Annotated in this window: 12 protein-coding genes and 3 rRNA genes; 8 read left to right on the top strand and 7 right to left on the bottom strand. The window is 66.9% G+C overall.

Annotated features, from left to right (window positions below):
* Window positions 1–188 precede the first annotated feature (188 nt).
* Window positions 189–1,079, top strand: a complete 891-nt coding sequence (locus tag STRNI_RS31970) for a siderophore-interacting protein (RefSeq protein WP_266450784.1) — start codon at window positions 189–191, stop codon at window positions 1,077–1,079.
* 25 nt (window positions 1,080–1,104) lie between these two features.
* Here the strand turns inward: STRNI_RS31970 and STRNI_RS31965 are convergent, their stop codons facing one another.
* Entirely contained in the window at window positions 1,105–2,130 is a 1,026-nt protein-coding gene (locus tag STRNI_RS31965) for an HAD-IIA family hydrolase (RefSeq protein ID WP_093648064.1), read from the bottom strand.
* A 170-nt stretch (window positions 2,131–2,300) separates the two neighbouring features.
* On the opposite strand from STRNI_RS31965, the gene STRNI_RS31960 reads away from it, so the two are divergent.
* The 5 genes from STRNI_RS31960 to STRNI_RS31940 all read left to right on the top strand — a co-directional run bounded on the left by STRNI_RS31960 (window position 2,301) and on the right by STRNI_RS31940 (window position 8,992).
* On the top strand, window positions 2,301–3,566 hold the full coding sequence (locus STRNI_RS31960; protein WP_018087971.1) for a DUF1015 family protein: 1,266 nt from the start codon (window positions 2,301–2,303) through the stop codon (window positions 3,564–3,566).
* Window positions 3,567–3,727: 161 nt separating this feature from the next.
* Complete coding sequence (locus STRNI_RS31955; RefSeq protein WP_277412463.1) at window positions 3,728–5,257, top strand: pyridoxal phosphate-dependent decarboxylase family protein; 1,530 nt, start codon at window positions 3,728–3,730, stop codon at window positions 5,255–5,257.
* Window positions 5,258–5,292: 35 nt separating this feature from the next.
* Window positions 5,293–6,612, top strand: a complete 1,320-nt coding sequence (locus STRNI_RS31950; RefSeq protein ID WP_277412462.1) for a lysine N(6)-hydroxylase/L-ornithine N(5)-oxygenase family protein — start codon at window positions 5,293–5,295, stop codon at window positions 6,610–6,612.
* On the top strand, window positions 6,609–7,178 hold the full coding sequence (locus tag STRNI_RS31945) for a GNAT family N-acetyltransferase (protein WP_266450778.1): 570 nt from the start codon (window positions 6,609–6,611) through the stop codon (window positions 7,176–7,178). Before STRNI_RS31950 ends, STRNI_RS31945 begins: the two co-directional genes overlap by 4 nt.
* Window positions 7,175–8,992, top strand: a complete 1,818-nt coding sequence (locus STRNI_RS31940) for an IucA/IucC family protein (protein WP_277412461.1) — start codon at window positions 7,175–7,177, stop codon at window positions 8,990–8,992. The genes STRNI_RS31945 and STRNI_RS31940 overlap by 4 nt, the downstream gene beginning before the upstream one ends.
* Window positions 8,993–9,079: 87 nt before the next feature.
* Here the strand turns inward: STRNI_RS31940 and STRNI_RS31935 are convergent, their stop codons facing one another.
* From STRNI_RS31935 to STRNI_RS31910, 6 genes are all read right to left on the bottom strand, one after another.
* The gene (locus STRNI_RS31935) at window positions 9,080–9,826 is read right to left on the bottom strand and encodes a tetratricopeptide repeat protein (protein ID WP_194295457.1); all 747 of its coding nucleotides are present in this window, start codon (window positions 9,824–9,826) and stop codon (window positions 9,080–9,082) included.
* On the bottom strand, window positions 9,763–10,959 hold the full coding sequence (locus STRNI_RS31930; RefSeq protein ID WP_277413398.1) for a hypothetical protein: 1,197 nt from the start codon (window positions 10,957–10,959) through the stop codon (window positions 9,763–9,765). Before STRNI_RS31930 ends, STRNI_RS31935 begins: the two co-directional genes overlap by 64 nt.
* Window positions 10,960–11,142: 183 nt before the next feature.
* A 5S ribosomal RNA gene (gene rrf / locus STRNI_RS31925) occupies window positions 11,143–11,259 on the bottom strand.
* A gap of 116 nt (window positions 11,260–11,375) precedes the next feature.
* Window positions 11,376–14,496 (bottom strand): 23S ribosomal RNA (locus STRNI_RS31920).
* A gap of 299 nt (window positions 14,497–14,795) precedes the next feature.
* Window positions 14,796–16,324, bottom strand: a 16S ribosomal RNA gene (locus tag STRNI_RS31915).
* Together the 16S, 23S and 5S rRNA genes form the textbook arrangement of a ribosomal RNA operon.
* A 628-nt stretch (window positions 16,325–16,952) precedes the next feature.
* The gene (locus STRNI_RS31910; RefSeq protein ID WP_018091748.1) at window positions 16,953–17,603 is read right to left on the bottom strand and encodes a DNA-3-methyladenine glycosylase; all 651 of its coding nucleotides are present in this window, start codon (window positions 17,601–17,603) and stop codon (window positions 16,953–16,955) included.
* A 168-nt stretch (window positions 17,604–17,771) separates the two neighbouring features.
* Between STRNI_RS31910 and STRNI_RS31905 the strand changes: the two genes are divergently transcribed.
* Both STRNI_RS31905 and STRNI_RS31900 read left to right on the top strand, forming a co-directional pair.
* A complete protein-coding gene (locus tag STRNI_RS31905) occupies window positions 17,772–18,554 on the top strand; it encodes a sporulation protein (RefSeq protein ID WP_018091749.1) in 783 nt (260 codons plus the stop codon).
* Window positions 18,555–18,596: 42 nt separating this feature from the next.
* Window positions 18,597–19,136 carry a YbhB/YbcL family Raf kinase inhibitor-like protein gene (locus STRNI_RS31900; RefSeq protein ID WP_018091750.1) on the top strand — a complete coding sequence of 180 codons (540 nt, stop codon included), beginning with the start codon at window positions 18,597–18,599 and terminating at the stop codon, window positions 19,134–19,136.
* The last annotated feature ends 63 nt before the right edge of the window (window positions 19,137–19,199 follow it).

The following is a 19,199-nucleotide window of genomic DNA, read 5'->3' as shown; positions in this document are numbered from 1 at the left end:
CGCCACGGTCCACCGCGGCACCCACGCCACTCAGCGCCCCCGCACCTCCGCGCCTCCGCGTCTTCGGCAACCAGCACCTCAGCCCCTCAGCACCCAAAAGCCTGCGCAACACCCGAAAGCCCCCGCACCACAAGCCACCGCACCACCACACCGAACAAGTCCCCGCACCGTCCCGGGAGGTCCCCCACATGACCACGACCGCCGCCCCCGCCACCGCGCCGTTCCGCTTCTTCGATGTGCACGTCGTACGGGCCCGGCGGGTGAGCCCCTCCGTGGTGCGGATCACCTTCGGCGGCGACCGGCTGGACGAGCTGGCCTCCGGCGGTCGTGACCAGCGCTTCAAGCTCTTTCTCCCGCAGCCCCACCAGGACCGGCCCGTTTTCCACGACATGGGCGACAGCTGGTACACCACCTGGCGGGCGCAGGATCCGGCCGAGCGGGCGGTGATGCGCTCGTACACCATCCGCGAACAGCGCCACGATCCACGGGAGTTCGATGTCGACTTCGCGCTGCACGGTGCCGGCCCGGGGGCCGATCCCCTGGCGGGCGGACCCGCCTCCCGCTGGGCCGCCCACGCCCGGCCCGGCGACCGGCTGACCGTCCTCGCCCCGGCCGTCGAGGACAACGGCGGTGTCGACTTCCGGCCGCCGGCCGGCACCGACTGGATCCTGATCACCGGCGACGAGACGGCGCTGCCCGCGATCGCCGGCATCCTGTCCTGGCTCTCCCCCGGCACCCACGCCAAGGTCTGGATCGAGATCGCGCACGAGGACGACCGGCAGCAGCTGCCGTCCTTCGCCGACGCCGACATCACCTGGCTCGTCCGGGACGGAGCGACCGCCGCGCGGCGCGAGCCGGTGCTCGACGCCCTGCGCGCCGCCGACCTTCCCGAGGGCACCCCGTACGCCTGGGTCGCCGGCGAGTCCGGCACCGTCAAGGCGGTGCGCAGGCACCTCGTCCGTGAGCGCGGCATCGACCGCAGGGCCGTCAAGTTCACCGGCTACTGGCGCCGTGGCGCCTCCGAGGAGGACCTGCTCGCGGAGCTGACGGCCGGCGCACCGGCCTCCTCGGAGGACTGAGCCGGGCGGACCGGGGCGCCGGGCCTCACCTGCCGATCCGCGCCAGCGCCTTGCCCGTGTCCGCCCCGTAACTGCCGTCCCCCGCCGCCGTCCAGGCCGCCGCGCACAGCGCCCGCAGCCCGTCGACAGGTGTGCCCTCGCCCTCCACCAGGAGGGTGTCCCCGGCCGCCTCGGCCCGCCAGCCGCCGCACCGGAAACCGCCGTCGGCCGCGGTCACCTCCGGCTGCGGTGTCAGCAGCCCGCGCAGATCCTCGTCCACATAGGCGGGGCGGTGCTGCGGCGGGGCCGCCAGCAGCTCGGCCGGTGTGGTGACGCCGGTGAGCACCAGCAGCGAGTCGACCTCACCGTTGTAGGCCCCCTCGATGTCGGTGTCGAGCCGGTCGCCGATCACCAGCGGCCGCCGCGCACCGGTCCGCAGCACCGTCTCCCGGTGCATCGGCGGCTGCGGTTTGCCCGCCACCTGCGGGGTGCCGCCCGCGGCGATCCGGACCACCTCCACCAACGCGCCGTTGCCGGGGGCGATCCCGCGCTCCTTGGGGATCGTCAGATCCGTGTTGGACGCGAACCAGGGCACCCCGCGCTGCACCGCGTACGCGGCCTCCGCCAGCCGCTCCCAGTCCAGCGAGGGGTCGTAGCCCTGCACCACGGCCGCCGGGTCGTCGTCCGCGGAGAAGACGGGCTCCAGACCGCGCTCGCGCAGCGCCACCCGCAGCCCCTCGCCGCCGATGGCCAGCACCCGCGCGCCCGGCGGCACCTGTTCGGAGATCAGCCGCGCCACCGCCTGCGCGGAGGTGATCACATCGTCCGGACCGGTCGGCAGACCAAAACCGGACAGCTGGTCGGCGACGGCCTGCGGGGTCCGGGCGGCGTTGTTGGTCACATAGGCGAGATGCATTCCGCCCTCCCGTGCGCGCGTCAGCGACGCCACGGCGTGCTCGATGGCCTGTCCGCCGGCGTAGACCACCCCGTCCAGATCCAGCAGCGCGGTGTCATATGCCTCGCTCAGCGCGTGCCGGCACCCGTCGGGCTGCCTGCGCACCTGCTCGTCCATGCCGTCTCGCTCCTCGCTCACGCGTCGCACCAAGGGTCCGCCGCCCGCAGGGACGCGCTCACCGCGCCGCCGGGCCCGCCGTTCCCCGCAGCGCGCATACCGATATTTCCAGCCACGCACGGGCTGTCCCCCGATCCTCCCTCATCCGCCCGGCGGCATAGCATTCTTCAATGACCAGTACCGACGGCCTCCGCCTCCTCCCGTTCCGCGGACTGCGTTACGCCCGGGAACGGGTCAGCAGCCTGACCGCCGTGATGTCCCCGCCGTACGACGTGGTGGTCCGGCCGGACGGGGTGCGCCATCTGGAGACCGCCGATCCGTACAACATCGTCCGGCTGATCCTCCCGCACGCCGCGGACCCCACCACCCGCCACCGCCAGGCCGCCGACACCCTGCACCGCTGGCGCAGCGAGGGCGTGCTGACACAGGACGCCGAGCCCGCGCTGTACGTCTACGAGCAGCGCGCCGGTGAGGTGCTGCAGCGCGGGCTGATCGGGGCGCTGCGCCTGGACGGTCCGGTGCTGCCGCACGAGGGCGTCATCCCCGAGGTGGTCGAGGACCGGGCCGCCCTGATGCGCGCGGCGGCCGCGAACTTCGAACCGCTGCTGCTCTCCTACCGCGGCGAGGGCACCGCGACCGGCGCCACCGCGGTCATCGAGCGCGTGGTGGAGGGTGAGCCGCTGCTCGCCACCACCACGGAGGACGGCTTCGCCCACCGCCTGTGGGCGGTCACCGACCCCGCCGACCTCACCGCCATCGACGACGATCTCAGCCGCCGGCAGGCCTTGATCGCCGACGGCCACCACCGCTGGGCGACCTACCAGCGGCTGTACGAGCAGCTGCCCGGCGCCACCGCCGGCTCGCCCTGGGCCTCCGGTCTGGTGCTGCTGGTGGACACCGCCCGCTATCCGCTCCAGGTCCGCGCGATCCACCGCGTACTGCCGCATCTTCCGCCCGCCAAGGCGCTGGCGGACCTGGCCGGCGCCTTCCGCGCCCGCACCCTCCCGGGCGAGCTGTCCGCCGCCCTGGAGGCCCTGGAGGAGACGCCCGGCACCGCCTTCGTCCTCGCCGGCGGACCGGACTCCTTCCACCTCCTCGACCGTCCCGACCCCGGCCTGCTCGACCGTACGATCCGCCGGGACCGGCCCGAGGTCTGGCGGCAGCTGGACGCCACCGTGCTGCACTCCGTCCTGCTGGACGAGGTCTGGCACATCCCTGACCACCCGTCGGACATCGGCTATCTGCATCACACCGGAGCCGCCGTCGAGCAGGCCGCCCGGCACGGCGGCACGGCCGTCCTGATGCGCGCCACCTCCGAGGAGACGGTCCGCCAACTCGCCGAGCACGGTGTGACGATGCCGCGGAAGTCCACCTCCTTCGGCCCCAAGCCCGCGACGGGCCTGGTCCTGCGCACCCTGGACGACCACGAGAACTGATCTCCCCCGGCGCCGGCCGCCGCCACGGCACCCTCCACCCCACCCGCGACTTAGTTAGGTTAGGCTTACCTCACTACGTCGCCGGGTGGGTCTCCCTGCCCCTGCGCACAACCCCGCCCTGCGCAGGACGTGGTCAACTCCGCACCAGGGAGGACATGTTCATGAGTCTCCTCGCGCACTCTGCCGAGGACCCGGCCGACAACCGGGCGTATCTGCTCAACAACGGCACGGCCGGGCGCTACCACAGCGCGGTCACCGAGAGCGTTACCCGGATCAGCGCCAAAATAGCCGGTACCACCCGCCCGTTCACCGGCATCACCGTCGACGGTCTCACCCCCACCGTCTCCGGGGTCGACCTCGACGCACCCCTGCACGACGCGGCCGCCGCACTCGACGAGCTCGAAGAGGTCTACCTCCGCGACGCCGTCTACTTCCACCACCCGCGCTACCTCGCGCACCTCAACTGCCCGGTGGTGATCCCCGCCCTCGTCGGCGAGGCCGTGCTCTCCGCCGTCAACTCCTCGCTGGACACCTGGGACCAGAGTGCGGGCGGCACGCTGATCGAGCGCCGGCTGATCGACTGGACGGCCGAACGGATCGGCCTGGGCGAGGCGGCCGACGGCATCTTCACCAGCGGCGGCAGCCAGTCCAACCTCCAGGCCATGCTGCTCGCCCGCGACGAGGCCTGCCGCCGGGAGCTGACCCGCCAGGGCGCGACTGACGCCCGGCTCACCGACGTCCTGCCCCGGCTGCGCATCCTCACCTCCGAATGCAGCCACTTCAGCATCCGCAAGTCGGCGACCCTGCTCGGCATGGGCGCGGAAGCCGTCATCGCGATCCCCAGCGACGAGAACAAGCGGATGCGCACCGACGAGCTGGCCGCCCAACTGGCGCGCTGCGAACGCGACGGCCTGATACCCATGGCCGTCGTCGCCACCGCCGGCACCACCGACTTCGGCTCCATCGACCCGCTCCCCGAGATCGCCGGCCTGTGCGCCGGATACGGCGCCTGGATGCATGTCGACGCCGCCTACGGCTGCGGACTGCTGGTCTCCCGCCGCCGCGACCTGCTGTCCGGTATCGAACGCGCCGACTCGGTGACCGTCGACTACCACAAGTCCTTCTTCCAGCCGGTCAGTTCGAGCGCCATCCTGGTCCGCGACCGCGCCACGCTGAAGCACGTCACCTACCACGCGGACTATCTCAACCCCCGCCGCATGGTGGAGCAGCGCATCCCCAACCAGGTCGACAAGTCGATCCAGACCACCCGCCGCTTCGACGCCCTCAAGCTCTGGCTCACCCTGCGCATCATGGGCGCCCAGGCCGTCGGCGAACTCTTCGACGAGGTCATCGACCGGGCCGCGGACGCCTGGAAACTGCTGCATGACGACCCCCGCTTCGATGTCGTCGTCGAGCCCCGGCTGAGCACCCTGGTCTTCCGGTACGTCCCCACCACCGACCAGGACCCCGAACTCAGCGACCGGGTCAATCTGCACGCCAGGGAAGCCCTGTTCGCCTCCGGTGAGGCGATCGTCGCGAGCACCGTTGTCGACGGCTGCCACTACCTCAAGTTCACCCTGCTCAACCCGGAGACCACGCTCGAGGACATCGCCACCGTCCTCGACCTGATCGCCGAGCACGCCGGCAGCTTCCTCGCCGAGCAGCCCCGGCCGGCGCTCAGCGCGCGCTGAACCTCCCCCCACCGACCGCCCCCATCGGAGACTCCGTGTCCGCCCCTTACGACTTCATCGCCATCGGCCTCGGCCCGTTCAACCTGGGCCTGGCCTGTCTGACCGAGCCGATCGACGGACTCGACGGCCTCTTCCTGGACAACAAGGCGTCCTTCGACTGGCACCCCGGCATGATGCTGGACAGCAGCCACCTCCAGGTGCCGTTCCTGGCCGACCTGGTCACCCTCGCCGACCCCACCTCCCCCTTCTCGTTCCTGAACTACCTCAAGGAATCGGGACGGATGTACTCGTTCTACATCCGCGAGAACTTCTATCCGCTGCGCGCCGAGTTCAACGACTACTGCCGCTGGGCAGCCGGCAAACTCGCCTCCGTCCGCTTCGCCCACCAGGTCACCACCATCGAGTACGACGCGCGCGAAGAGCTCTACGTCGTCCACGCCGAGCAGCTGCCCACCGGCGAACGCCACACCTTCCGCGCCCGCAGGCTCGTCCTGGGCACCGGCACCCCGCCGCACATCCCGGAGGCCTGCCAGGGGCTCGGCGGTGACCTGCTGCACAACGCCGGCTACCTCGACGCCAAGGCGGCCCTCCAGGCCAAGGACAGCATCACCCTCATCGGCAGCGGCCAGAGCGCGGCGGAGATCTACTTCGACCTCCTCCAGGACATCGACAGCCACGGCTACCACCTGACCTGGGCCACCCGCTCCCCCCGCTTCTTCCCCCTCGAATACACCAAGCTCACGCTGGAGATGACCTCCCCGGAGTACGTGGACTACTTCCACGCCCTCCCGCCGGCCACCCGCGACCACCTCAACGCCACCCAGAAGCACCTCTACAAGGGCATCGACTCGGCGCTGATCAACGACATCTTCGACCTGCTCTACCAGAAGAACCTGGGCGGTCCCGTCCCCACCCGGCTCCTCACCAACACCGCCCTGCAGCAGGCCAGTTACGACGAGGCGTCCGGCACCTACACCCTGGGTCTGCGCCAGGAGGAACAGGGCACCGACTTCGCCCTCGACACCCAGGGCCTGATCCTCGCCACCGGCTACCGCTACCGCGTACCGGACTTCCTCTCCGCCGTCCGCGACCGCATCGTCTGGGACGACGCCGGCCGCTACGACGTGGCGCGCAACTACAGCATCGACACCACCGGCCAGGGCATCTTCGTGCAGAACGCCGAGCTGCACACCCATGGCTTCGTCACCCCCGACCTCGGCATGGCCGCCTACCGCAACGCGTGCATCATCCGCGAGCTGCTCGGCCGCGAGTACTACCCGGTCGAAAAGGCCATCGCCTTCCAGGAGTTCGCCGCCCCGGCCGGTGCGCACCACCCCATGGAGCTGCCGGCATGAACACCCCCCTCTTCACCCGCACCGACGCCACCCTCGGGGAGTTCTCGCTCCGCCCGGTCGACCCGTACGGCGACGCCGAACTGCTGCACCGCTGGGTCACCCACCCCAAGGCCGCCTTCTGGCTGATGCAGGACTGCGACCTCGCTGCCGTCGAGAAGGAATTCGCGCGCATAGCCGCCGACCCCTTCCACGACGCCTTCCTCGGCCTGCACAACGGCACCCCGGCCTTCCTCATGGAGCGCTACGACCCCGCCCACCGAGAACTCGTCGGCATCCACGCCGCCGAACCGGGCGACGTCGGTATGCACTTCCTGTCGGCGCCCACCGACACCCCCGTGCACGGCTTCACCCTCGCCGTGATCACCACCGTCATGGAGATGCTCTTCGACGACCCGGCCACCCGCCGCGTCGTCGTCGAGCCCGACGCGCGCAACACCGCCGTCCACGCCCTCAACAAGGCCGTCGGCTTCGAGATCCTGCGCACCGTCTCGCTCCCCTCCAAAGACGCCTACCTCAGCACCTGCACCCGCGACCAGTTCCTGGCCACCCGAGGAGACCACCGATGACCGCCCCCTCCGACGGCACCTTGCCCCTCTCCGCCCGGGACGCCGTCGCCCACCTCACCCCCGGCCTGTGGGCCCGCGCCAACCGGCTGCTGATCCGCAAGGGCCTCGCCGAGTTCGCCCATGAGCGGCTGCTCACCCCCAAGCGCCTCCCCCAGGACGGCCACTACGCCATACGCAGCGACGACGGCACCACGGAGTACCGCTTCGCCGCCCGCAGACGAGCCCTGGACCACTGGCAGATCGACGCCGACAGCATCACCCGGCACCGCGACGACAGCGAACTCCCGCTGGACGCCCTGGCGTTCTTCATCGAACTCCGTGAATCCCTGGGCCTCGGCGACGCCATCCTGCCGGTCTACCTGGAGGAGATCAGCTCCACCCTCTCCGGCACCGCCTACAAACTCGCCGCCGGCCGGAGCGGTGCCGCCGAGCTCGCGAAGGCGCCCTTCCAGGCCATCGAGACCGGTATGACCGAGGGCCACCCCTGCTTCGTCGCCAACAACGGCCGGCTCGGCTTCGGCATCCACGAGTACCACGCCTACGCCCCCGAGACCGCGGCCCCGCTCCGGCTGATCTGGCTCGCCGCCCGCCGCGACCACGCCACCTTCACCGCCGGCGCCGGCCTCGACTACGACGCCCTCATCCGCGACGAACTCCCCGAGGAGACCCGCACCCGCTTCGCCGCCACCCTCATCACCCTCGGCCTCGACCCGGCCGACTACTACTTCTTCCCCGCCCACCCCTGGCAGTGGTGGAACAAGCTCTCCGTCACCTTCGCCGCCGAAGTCGCCCAGCAGCACCTGGTGTGCCTGGGCCCCGGCGACGACGACTACCTGGCGCAGCAGTCCATCCGCACCTTCTTCAACACGACCGACCCCGCCAAGCACTACGTCAAAACGGCGCTCTCGGTCCTCAACATGGGCTTCATGCGCGGTCTGTCCGCGTCCTACATGGAGGCCACCCCGGCCATCAACGACTGGCTGGCCCGCCTCATCGACGCCGACGACACCTTCCGGGCCGCCCGCTTCTCGATCATCCGTGAGCGCGCCGCCATCGGCTACCACCACCGCCAGTACGAGGCCGCCACCGCCAAGGGCTCCCCGTACCGGAAAATGCTCGCCGCCCTGTGGCGCGAAAGCCCCGTCCCCACCCTCGAACCGGGCCAGCGCCTGGCCACCATGGCCTCGCTCCTCCATGTCGACCACGACGGCGGTTCCCTCGCCGCCGCCCTCATCGAGGAATCCGGCCTGGAGCCCGCCGTCTGGCTGCGCCGCTACCTGGACGCCTATCTGACGCCGGTCGTGCACGCCTTCTACGCCTACGACCTGGTCTTCATGCCGCACGGCGAGAACGCCATCCTGGTCGTCGAGGACGGCGCCGTGGCCCGCGTGATCTTCAAGGACATCGCCGAGGAGATCGCCGTCCTGGACCCGGACGCGGTCCTGCCGCCCACGGTCGAACGCATCCGCGCCGACGTCCCCGAGGACAAGAAACTCCTGTCCGTCTTCACCGACGTCTTCGACTGCTTCTTCCGCTTCCTCAGCAGCACCCTCGACGACCACTGCATCCTCGACGAGGACACCTTCTGGCGCACGGTCGCCGCCTGTGTCACCGACTACCAGACGGCCAACCCCCACCTCGCCGACAAGTTCGACCGCTACGACCTGTTCACCGACGAGTTCGCGCTCTCCTGCCTCAACCGCCTCCAGCTGCGCAACAACCAGGAGATGGTCGACCTCCAGGACCCCGCGGGCGCCCTCCAGCTCATCGGCACCCTCCGCAACCCGCTCGCCCCCTACGCGCCGGCCTCCTGACCCCTCCCCCACACGCAGAAGGGCGGGACCCCACCCCGGGGTCCCGCCCTTCCTCATGCGTCACATCGGCTCACACCGACGGCCGGCTCAGTCCTTCGCGGAATCCGCCTCGTCCTGCGCACCGTCGTCCTCGGCGCCGTCCAGCTCGTCGTCCTCTTCCAGCGCGTCGGTGAACTCCACGCCGTCCAGCTCCGCGAGCCGGTCCGAGGCGTCCGTCGTACCGCCCTGGTCGGCCTCCAGCGCCCTGGCGAACCAGTCACGCGCCTCGTCCTCGCGCCCGACCGCCAGCAGCGCATCCGCGTACGCATACCGCAGCCGTGCCGTCCACGGGTGCACCGCACTCGACGCGAGCTCGGGGCTCTGCAGCGTCACCACCGCCGCGTCCGCCTGGCCCATGTCCCGCCGGGCACCGGCCGCGACCAGCCGCATCTCGACCTGTCCGGCCTTGTCGAGCTTCTGCACCTCGGGCTCGCCGGCCATGGCCATGGCCTTCTCCGGACGGCCGAGACCACGCTCGCAGTCCGCCATGACGGGCCACAGCTCCACACTGCCGGTCATCCGCCGCGCCGCCCGGAACTCCGCCAGCGCCTCGCTGTACTTGCCGACCGCGTACGCCGCGAAGCCCGCGGCCTCACGCACCGCCGCGACCCTGGAGGCCAGCCGCAGCGCCACCCGCGAGTACCCGTACGCCTGCTCCGGGTCCTCGTCCAGCAGCTTCGCCACCATCACCAGGTTCTTGGCGACGTCCTCGGCAAGCGTCTTCGGCAGGCTCAGCAGCTCCTGGCGCACGTCCTTGTCGATCTCGTCACCGGTGACATCCTCCGGAATCGGCAGCCGCTTGATCGGCTCCCGGTCCCGGTCCCGCCGGTCATCCCGACGGTCGTCCCGCCGGTCATCGCGCCCCCGGCCACCGCCGTAAGGCCGACGCCCCCCACGCTCGTCATCCCGCCGGAACCCACCCCGGTCATCCCGACGCGGCCCACGGTCGTCCCTACGGAACCCACCACGGTCATCGCGACGGTCCCCGCCGCGGTCGTCCCGCCGGTCTCCGCCGCGGTACCCACCGCGGTCGCCACCGGACGGCCGGTCATCACGCCGGAACCCACCACGGTCGCCGCCACGGTCATCGCGACGGTCTCCACCGCGGTACCCACCGCGGTCGCCACCGGACGGCCGGTCATCGCGACGGAACCCGCCACGGTCGCCACCAGAGGGACGGTCGTCCCTACGGAAACCACCGCGGTCGTCCCGCCGGTCGCCGCCGCGGTCATCGCGACGGTCGCCGCCGCGGTATCCGCCACGGTCACCACCGGACGGCCGGTCATCACGCCGGAACCCACCACGATCGCCGCCACGGTCGTCCCGCCGGTCTCCGCCGCGGTACCCACCGCGGTCGCCACCGGACGGCCGGTCATCACGCCGGAACCCACCACGGTCGCCGCCACGGTCATCGCGACGGTCTCCACCGCGGTACCCACCGCGGTCGCCACCGGACGGCCGGTCATCGCGACGGAACCCGCCACGGTCGCCACCAGAGGGACGGTCGTCCCTACGGAAACCACCGCGGTCGTCCCGCCGGTCGCCGCCGCGGTATCCGCCACGGTCGCCACCGGACGGCCGGTCATCACGCCGGAACCCACCACGGTCGCCGCCTCGGTCCCCACCGGAGGGACGGGAAGGACGGTCATCCCGACGGAACCCAGGACGATCCCCGCCCCGCTCCTCCCGCCGGAACCCGCCACCACGCTCATCATCCCGACGCGGCCCACGGTCATCCCTACGGAACCCACCACGGTCACCACCGCGGTCGTCCCGCCGGTCGCCACCACGGTCCCCGCCAGCCGGCCGGTCATCACGCCGGAAACCGCCACGGTCGCCGCCGCGGTCATCCCGCCGGTCGCCACCGCGGTACCCACCACGATCACCACCGGACGGCCGGTCATCACGCCGGAAACCACCGCGGTCACCGTCGTCGCGCCGTTGCGGCCGGCGCTCCGAACGATCGTCGGAAGAGTTGGTGGACATCGACGTGACTCCTGTCTTCGGTACTGCATTCATTCTCACGCACCGACCAGTTCGGCGCGCTTCGGAAAAACAAAAAGGACCCTTGGTCCCAGCGTGAACGCTGGGACCAAGGGTCCTGAAAGATTGTTCGGCGGCGTCCTACTCTCCCACAGGGTCCCCCCTGCAGTACCATCGGCGCTGAAAGGCTTAGCTTCCGGGTTCGGAATGTAACCGGGCGTTTCCCTAACGCTATGACCACCGAAACCCTATCGGGTTCGAGCGAACAAGCACACTCTTCAGTTAATTGAAGTGAAACTTGGTTCAACCAGCGATTGCGACTGTTCGCAACCCGGGAACCACACAGTGGACGCGAGCAACTGAGGACAAGCCCTCGGCCTATTAGTACCAGTCAACTCCACCCGTTACCGGGCTTCCATATCTGGCCTATCAACCCAGTCGTCTACTGGGAGCCTTAACCCCTCAAAGGAGGTGGGAGTCCTCATCTCGAAGCAGGCTTCCCGCTTAGATGCTTTCAGCGGTTATCCTTTCCGAACGTAGCCAACCAGCCATGCCCTTGGCAGGACAACTGGCACACCAGAGGTTCGTCCGTCCCGGTCCTCTCGTACTAGGGACAGCCCTTCTCAAGACTCCTACGCGCACAGCGGATAGGGACCGAACTGTCTCACGACGTTCTAAACCCAGCTCGCGTACCGCTTTAATGGGCGAACAGCCCAACCCTTGGGACCGACTCCAGCCCCAGGATGCGACGAGCCGACATCGAGGTGCCAAACCATCCCGTCGATATGGACTCTTGGGGAAGATCAGCCTGTTATCCCCGGGGTACCTTTTATCCGTTGAGCGACGGCGCTTCCACAAGCCACCGCCGGATCACTAGTCCCTACTTTCGTACCTGCTCGACCCGTCAGTCTCACAGTCAAGCTCCCTTGTGCACTTACACTCAACACCTGATTGCCAACCAGGCTGAGGGAACCTTTGGGCGCCTCCGTTACTCTTTAGGAGGCAACCGCCCCAGTTAAACTACCCACCAGACACTGTCCCTGATCCGGATCACGGACCCAGGTTAGACATCCAGCACGACCAGAGTGGTATTTCAACAATGACTCCACAACCACTGGCGTGGCCGCTTCAAAGTCTCCCACCTATCCTACACAAGCCGAACCGAACACCAATATCAAGCTATAGTAAAGGTCCCGGGGTCTTTCCGTCCTGCTGCGCGAAACGAGCATCTTTACTCGTAATGCAATTTCACCGGGCCTATGGTTGAGACAGTCGAGAAGTCGTTACGCCATTCGTGCAGGTCGGAACTTACCCGACAAGGAATTTCGCTACCTTAGGATGGTTATAGTTACCACCGCCGTTTACTGGCGCTTAAGTTCTCAGCTTCGCCAACCCGAAAGTTGACTAACCGGTCCCCTTAACGTTCCAGCACCGGGCAGGCGTCAGTCCGTATACATCGCCTTACGGCTTCGCACGGACCTGTGTTTTTAGTAAACAGTCGCTTCTCGCTGGTCTCTGCGGCCACCACCAGCTCAGAGTGCAAGACTCATCACCAGCAATGGCCCCCCTTCTCCCGAAGTTACGGGGGCATTTTGCCGAGTTCCTTAACCATAGTTCACCCGAACGCCTCGGTATTCTCTACCTGACCACCTGAGTCGGTTTAGGGTACGGGCCGCCATGAAACTCGCTAGAGGCTTTTCTCGACAGCATAGGATCATCCACTTCACCACAATCGGCTCGGCATCAGGTCTCAGCCTTTATGTGTGACGGATTTACCTACCACACGGCCTACACCCTTACCCCGGGACAACCACCGCCCGGGCTGGACTACCTTCCTGCGTCACCCCATCGCTTACCTACTACCACCTTGGATCGGCGGCTCCACCACGTCCCTTTGTCCGAAGACTCCAGGCCGGCTTCACGGCCTTAGCATTAATGGATTCGATATTGGGCGTTTCAAAGCGGGTACCGGAATATCAACCGGTTGTCCATCGACTACGCCTGTCGGCCTCGCCTTAGGTCCCGACTTACCCTGGGCAGATCAGCTTGACCCAGGAACCCTTAGTCAATCGGCGCACACGTTTCCCACGTGTGTATCGCTACTCATGCCTGCATTCTCACTCGTGAACCGTCCACAACTCGTTTCCACGGCTGCTTCACCCGGCACACGACGCTCCCCTACCCATCACAGCGGGCGTTGACCCTCATGCTGCAATGACACGACTTCGGCGGTGTGCTTGAGCCCCGCTACATTGTCGGCGCGGAATCACTTGACCAGTGAGCTATTACGCACTCTTTCAAGGATGGCTGCTTCTAAGCCAACCTCCTGGTTGTCTCTGCGACTCCACATCCTTTCCCACTTAGCACACGCTTAGGGGCCTTAGTCGATGCTCTGGGCTGTTTCCCTCTCGACCATGGAGCTTATCCCCCACAGTCTCACTGCCGCGCTCTCACTTACCGGCATTCGGAGTTTGGCTAAGGTCAGTAACCCGGTAGGGCCCATCGCCTATCCAGTGCTCTACCTCCGGCAAGAAACACACGACGCTGCACCTAAATGCATTTCGGGGAGAACCAGCTATCACGGAGTTTGATTGGCCTTTCACCCCTAACCACAGGTCATCCCCCAGGTTTTCAACCCTGGTGGGTTCGGTCCTCCACGAAGTCTTACCTCCGCTTCAACCTGCCCATGGCTAGATCACTCCGCTTCGGGTCTTGGGCACGCTACTCAACGCCCTATTCGGACTCGCTTTCGCTACGGCTTCCCCACACGGGTTAACCTCGCAACATACCGCAAACTCGCAGGCTCATTCTTCAAAAGGCACGCAGTCACGACGCAGAGACAAGTCTCTGCGCGACGCTCCCACGGCTTGTAGGCACACGGTTTCAGGTACTATTTCACTCCGCTCCCGCGGTACTTTTCACCATTCCCTCACGGTACTATCCGCTATCGGTCACCAGGGAATATTTAGGCTTAACGGGTGGTCCCGCCAGATTCACACGGGATTTCTCGGGCCCCGTGCTACTTGGGTGGTTCTCAAGCAAGCCGTTGATGTTTCAGCTACGGGGGTCTTACCCTCTACGCCGGACCTTTCGCATGTCCTTCGCCTACACCAACGGTTTCTGACTTGCCTCACAGCCGGCAGACTGCAAAAGAGAACTCCCACAACCCCAACCACGCAACCCCTGCCGGGTATCACACGTGACTGGTTTGGCCTCATCCGGTTTCGCTCGCCACTACTCCCGGAATCACGGTTGTTTTCTCTTCCTGCGGGTACTGAGATGTTTCACTTCCCCGCGTTCCCTCCACACTGCCTATGTGTTCAGCAGCGGGTGACAGCCCATGACGACTGCCGGGTTTCCCCATTCGGACACCCCCGGATCAAAGCTCGGTTGACAGCTCCCCGGGGCCTATCGTGGCCTCCCACGTCCTTCATCGGTTCCTGGTGCCAAGGCATCCACCGTGCGCCCTTAAAAACTTGGCCACAGATGCTCGCGTCCACTGTGCAGTTCTCAAGCAACGACCAGCCACCCGTCACACACCCTTACCAGGATGCTTCACCGGGGCCGGCATCGCGAAGGTCCAGACTCAAGTCCGTACCCTCAGATACCCAACAGCGCGCCCGGCCCACTCCATCAATCCCCACGTTCCACGCCGAAGCAGTACTAGTGACAACCAATCAAGTGCGCCGAATAGTCAACGTTCCACCCATGAGCTAACCACCGTCGAACATTTGCCGACGTAGTGGCTCTGGATCTCTTGCGAGATATAGATGCTCCTTAGAAAGGAGGTGATCCAGCCGCACCTTCCGGTACGGCTACCTTGTTACGACTTCGTCCCAATCGCCAGTCCCACCTTCGACGATTCCCTCCCACAAGGGGTTGGGCCACCGGCTTCGGGTGTTACCGACTTTCGTGACGTGACGGGCGGTGTGTACAAGGCCCGGGAACGTATTCACCGCAGCAATGCTGATCTGCGATTACTAGCAACTCCGACTTCATGGGGTCGAGTTGCAGACCCCAATCCGAACTGAGACCGGCTTTTTGAGATTCGCTCCACCTCGCGGTATCGCAGCTCATTGTACCGGCCATTGTAGCACGTGTGCAGCCCAAGACATAAGGGGCATGATGACTTGACGTCGTCCCCACCTTCCTCCGAGTTGACCCCGGCAGTCTCCTGTGAGTCCCCATCACCCCGAAGGGCATGCTGGCAACACAGAACAAGGGTTGCGCTCGTTGCGGGACTTAACCCAACATCTCACGACACGAGCTGACGACAGCCATGCACCACCTGTACACCGACCACAAGGGGGACCCTGTCTCCAGGGTTTTCCGGTGTATGTCAAGCCTTGGTAAGGTTCTTCGCGTTGCGTCGAATTAAGCCACATGCTCCGCTGCTTGTGCGGGCCCCCGTCAATTCCTTTGAGTTTTAGCCTTGCGGCCGTACTCCCCAGGCGGGGAACTTAATGCGTTAGCTGCGGCACGGACGACGTGGAATGTCGCCCACACCTAGTTCCCAACGTTTACGGCGTGGACTACCAGGGTATCTAATCCTGTTCGCTCCCCACGCTTTCGCTCCTCAGCGTCAGTATCGGCCCAGAGATCCGCCTTCGCCACCGGTGTTCCTCCTGATATCTGCGCATTTCACCGCTACACCAGGAATTCCGATCTCCCCTACCGAACTCTAGCCTGCCCGTATCGAATGCAGACCCGGGGTTAAGCCCCGGGCTTTCACATCCGACGTGACAAGCCGCCTACGAGCTCTTTACGCCCAATAATTCCGGACAACGCTTGCGCCCTACGTATTACCGCGGCTGCTGGCACGTAGTTAGCCGGCGCTTCTTCTGCAGGTACCGTCACTCTCGCTTCTTCCCTGCTGAAAGAGGTTTACAACCCGAAGGCCGTCATCCCTCACGCGGCGTCGCTGCATCAGGCTTTCGCCCATTGTGCAATATTCCCCACTGCTGCCTCCCGTAGGAGTCTGGGCCGTGTCTCAGTCCCAGTGTGGCCGGTCGCCCTCTCAGGCCGGCTACCCGTCGTCGCCTTGGTAGGCCATCACCCCACCAACAAGCTGATAGGCCGCGGGCTCATCCTTCACCGCCGGAGCTTTCCACCACCAGACCATGCGGTCGGTGGTCGTATCCGGTATTAGACCCCGTTTCCAGGGCTTGTCCCAGAGTGAAGGGCAGATTGCCCACGTGTTACTCACCCGTTCGCCACTAATCCCCTCCCGAAGGAGGTTCATCGTTCGACTTGCATGTGTTAAGCACGCCGCCAGCGTTCGTCCTGAGCCAGGATCAAACTCTCCGTGAATGTTTACCCGTAATCGGGTCAACACACACGAGAGCGGAACGAGTGGGCGGAATAAGCCCTCTCGTTCACAGCGTCCTCGCTGTGTGTGCCACCCCGACCGCTTGGGCCGTGGTGGGCTTTTCAAAGGAACCTCATCCTCCGGAGTGTTTCCGGTGGACGGGGTATCAACATATCTGGCGTTGACTTTTGGCACGCTGTTGAGTTCTCAAGGAACGGACGCTTCCTTTGTGCCTGTTTCACCAGGCTCTCCGGGCGCTTCCCTTCGGTCTTGCGTTTCCGACTCTATCAGATCCTTGCGGGCCCGATTTTCGCCGGTGCGTTTCCGCCTTTCGGCTTCTTCGCGTTTCCGACTCTATCAGATCCGGTTTCGCTTCGATTCCGGTTCCGATTTCCGTCGGAGGTCCGCTTCGGAGCAGCTATTCACTGCTGCCCTTTCGGCGTGGTTACTACTTTAGCGGCTTTCCCTGGCGACTCATAATCGGGTCGGCGGGGTCGAATTTCGGCAACGCGAAAGAGGACCCGTTAGGGAATCGTTGAGAGTAGTTGGTTGCGCCGCCTGGCGGTCTGCGCAGATAGCGCTGCCCGTCTCCAGCGGCTCGGGCCACGTTAGGCGGTTCGCGATACAGAGTCAAGTAGCGGTGGTGGTGCGGCGTCGGGGGACGTGGCGGCGGTACGGGCTGACGGTGGGGTCGTCGGCGATCCAGTAGCGCCAGGGGTGGTCCGCGCCGTCTCCGCCGACGCCGGTGCGCGGGCCGTTGCGTACCCGCTCGGGGGCCGGCGGCTCACCGTGGAGCAGGGAGAGGGGGGCGTCGCCGCCGGTGCACAGGTCGGTGGAGTCGAGGGTGCGGTCGATGTCGAGGGCGGTGGCCAGGCGGGCCGGGCCCTTCGCCAGCTCGTTGGCGCTGCGGGCCTTGGGGCGGCGGGCGGCGGCCAGGGGCGCGCCGGTGAGGATCTCGCCGGCCCGCAGCAGGACACCGCTCGCCTTGCCCTCGGGGCCGCAGACCACGTTGAGGCTGAACCACATTCCGTAGATGAAGTAGACGTACGCATGGCCGGGCGGGCCGAACATGGCGGCGTTGCGTGCGGTGCGGCCTCGGTAGGCGTGGGAGCCGGGGTCGGTCTCGCCGTCGTACGCCTCGACCTCGGTGAGCCGGAGGGTGATCGGGCCGTCGGGGGTGTTGCGGAGGAGGGTGCGGCCCAGCAGGTCGGGTGCCACATCCACGACGGGACGGTCGAAGAAGTCACGGGTGAGCGGCATACGTTCCGGTACGTCGGTCATGCGGATCGAGCGTAGTGCAGCCGTCGGGGCAGGCGGCTGGCCATGGATGCGCCAGGGTTGGGAAGGTGTGGCGTGGAACCGGCTTGCGCGGTTTCGCGTTCGTAGGAATCAAGCCGAGATCTCGGCGCGCTACACAGAGCACAGGCGTTCCGCCTGGGGAGGACGAGCATGGGATTCAAGAAGCTGCTGGCGAGCCTGGGAGCCGGGGGCGCGTCGGTGGAGACGGTGCTCTTCGAGGAGAACGTCGTCCCGGGTGGGGTCGTGCAGGGCGAGGTGCGGATCCAGGGCGGGTCGGTGGCTCAGGAGATCCAGGGGCTGTCGGTCGGACTCCAGGCGCGCGTCGAGGTCGAGAGCGGCGACGAGGAGTACAAGCGGAACGTCGAGTTCACCAAGGTGCAGCTGGGCGGGGAGTTCACGGTGCAGCCGGGTGCGGCGCACACCGTGCCGTTCGGGCTGGAGATTCCGTGGGAGACCCCGATCACCACGTTCCTGGGGACGCATCTGCACGGGATGAGCGTCGGGGTGACGACGGAGCTGGCGATCGCCCGTGCGGTGGACTCCGGTGATCTGGACCCGGTGAATGTGCACCCGCTGCCGGCGCAGCAGGCGATCCTGGACGCGTTCGGGCGGCTCGGGTTCCGTTTCAAGGCCGCTGACCTGGAGCAGGGGCACATCCGGGGGACGCGGCAGAAGCTGCCGTTCTATCAGGAGATCGAGTTCCATGCGCCGCAGCAGTACCGCGGGCTGAACCAGGTCGAGCTGTCGTTCGTGGCGGACGACCGGGAGATGGACGTCGTCCTGGAGATGGACAAGAAGCCGGGGCTGTTCAGTGAGGGGTCGGACACCTACCGGTCGTTCACGGTCGGGCTCAACGACTTCGAGGGGACCGACTGGGCCGCATACCTCAACCAGTGGCTGGCGGAGGTCGGCGGTAAGCGGAACTGGCTCTAACCTGGCCGGACAGGTGTCAGCAAGCGACCAGGAGGTGTTGCAGTGTCCGAGCTGAAGCGGCGGCCGCTCCCGCACGATTTCCATCCGCCGGTGCCGGAGTTCACGGTGCTGAGCGAGGAGGTGGAGCCGGGCGGGACGCTGCGGCCGGAGCAGGTCTTCGCCGAGGGGAACCGTTCACCGCAGCTGCGGTGGGAGGGTGCGCCCACGGGGACGAAGAGCTACGCCGTCACCTGCTACGACCCGGACGCGCCGACGGGCAGTGGCTTCTGGCACTGGTCGCTGTTCGACATTCCGGCGTCGGTGACGGAGCTGCCGGCCGGTGCCGGGTCCGGGGAGATGAAGGGGCTGCCCGAGGGCGCCGTTCATGTCCGTAACGACTACGGGACCCGGGAGTTCGGTGGCGCGGCGCCGCCGCCCGGAGACGGTCCGCACCGCTATGTCTTCACGGTGTACGCGGTGGACCAGGAGAAGCTCGGTCCGGACGCGGACGCCTCGCCCGCGGTGGTGGGCTTCAATCTGCGGTTCCACACCGTCGGGCGGGCCCAGCTGATCGCCGAGTACGAGATTCCCGCGGCGGGCTGAGCGCCGTAATTCCGTTGCGCCCCGGCGCTTCCCGCACGCAGAGTGGTACCCGTACCGCCGCCC

Source organism: Streptomyces nigrescens (genome assembly GCF_027626975.1).
Taxonomy (GTDB): Bacteria; Actinomycetota; Actinomycetes; order Streptomycetales; family Streptomycetaceae; genus Streptomyces; species Streptomyces nigrescens.
The sequence above is the reverse complement of the archived record's forward strand: the minus strand, read 5'-3'. Positions and strand labels throughout refer to the sequence as shown.

Bases quoted from the DNA above. Each gene is read 5' to 3' on its own strand.
- STRNI_RS31970 (WP_266450784.1), top strand. From the start codon at position 189: ATGACCACGACCGCCGCCCCCGCCACCGCGCCGTTCCGCTTCTTCGAT.
- STRNI_RS31965 (WP_093648064.1), bottom strand. From the start codon at position 2,130: ATGGACGAGCAGGTGCGCAGGCAGCCCGACGGGTGCCGGCACGCGCTG.
- STRNI_RS31960 (WP_018087971.1), top strand. From the start codon at position 2,301: ATGACCAGTACCGACGGCCTCCGCCTCCTCCCGTTCCGCGGACTGCGT.
- STRNI_RS31955 (WP_277412463.1), top strand. From the start codon at position 3,728: ATGAGTCTCCTCGCGCACTCTGCCGAGGACCCGGCCGACAACCGGGCG.
- STRNI_RS31945 (WP_266450778.1), top strand. From the start codon at position 6,609: ATGAACACCCCCCTCTTCACCCGCACCGACGCCACCCTCGGGGAGTTC.
- STRNI_RS31940 (WP_277412461.1), top strand. From the start codon at position 7,175: ATGACCGCCCCCTCCGACGGCACCTTGCCCCTCTCCGCCCGGGACGCC.
- STRNI_RS31910 (WP_018091748.1), bottom strand. From the start codon at position 17,603: ATGACCGACGTACCGGAACGTATGCCGCTCACCCGTGACTTCTTCGAC.
- STRNI_RS31905 (WP_018091749.1), top strand. From the start codon at position 17,772: ATGGGATTCAAGAAGCTGCTGGCGAGCCTGGGAGCCGGGGGCGCGTCG.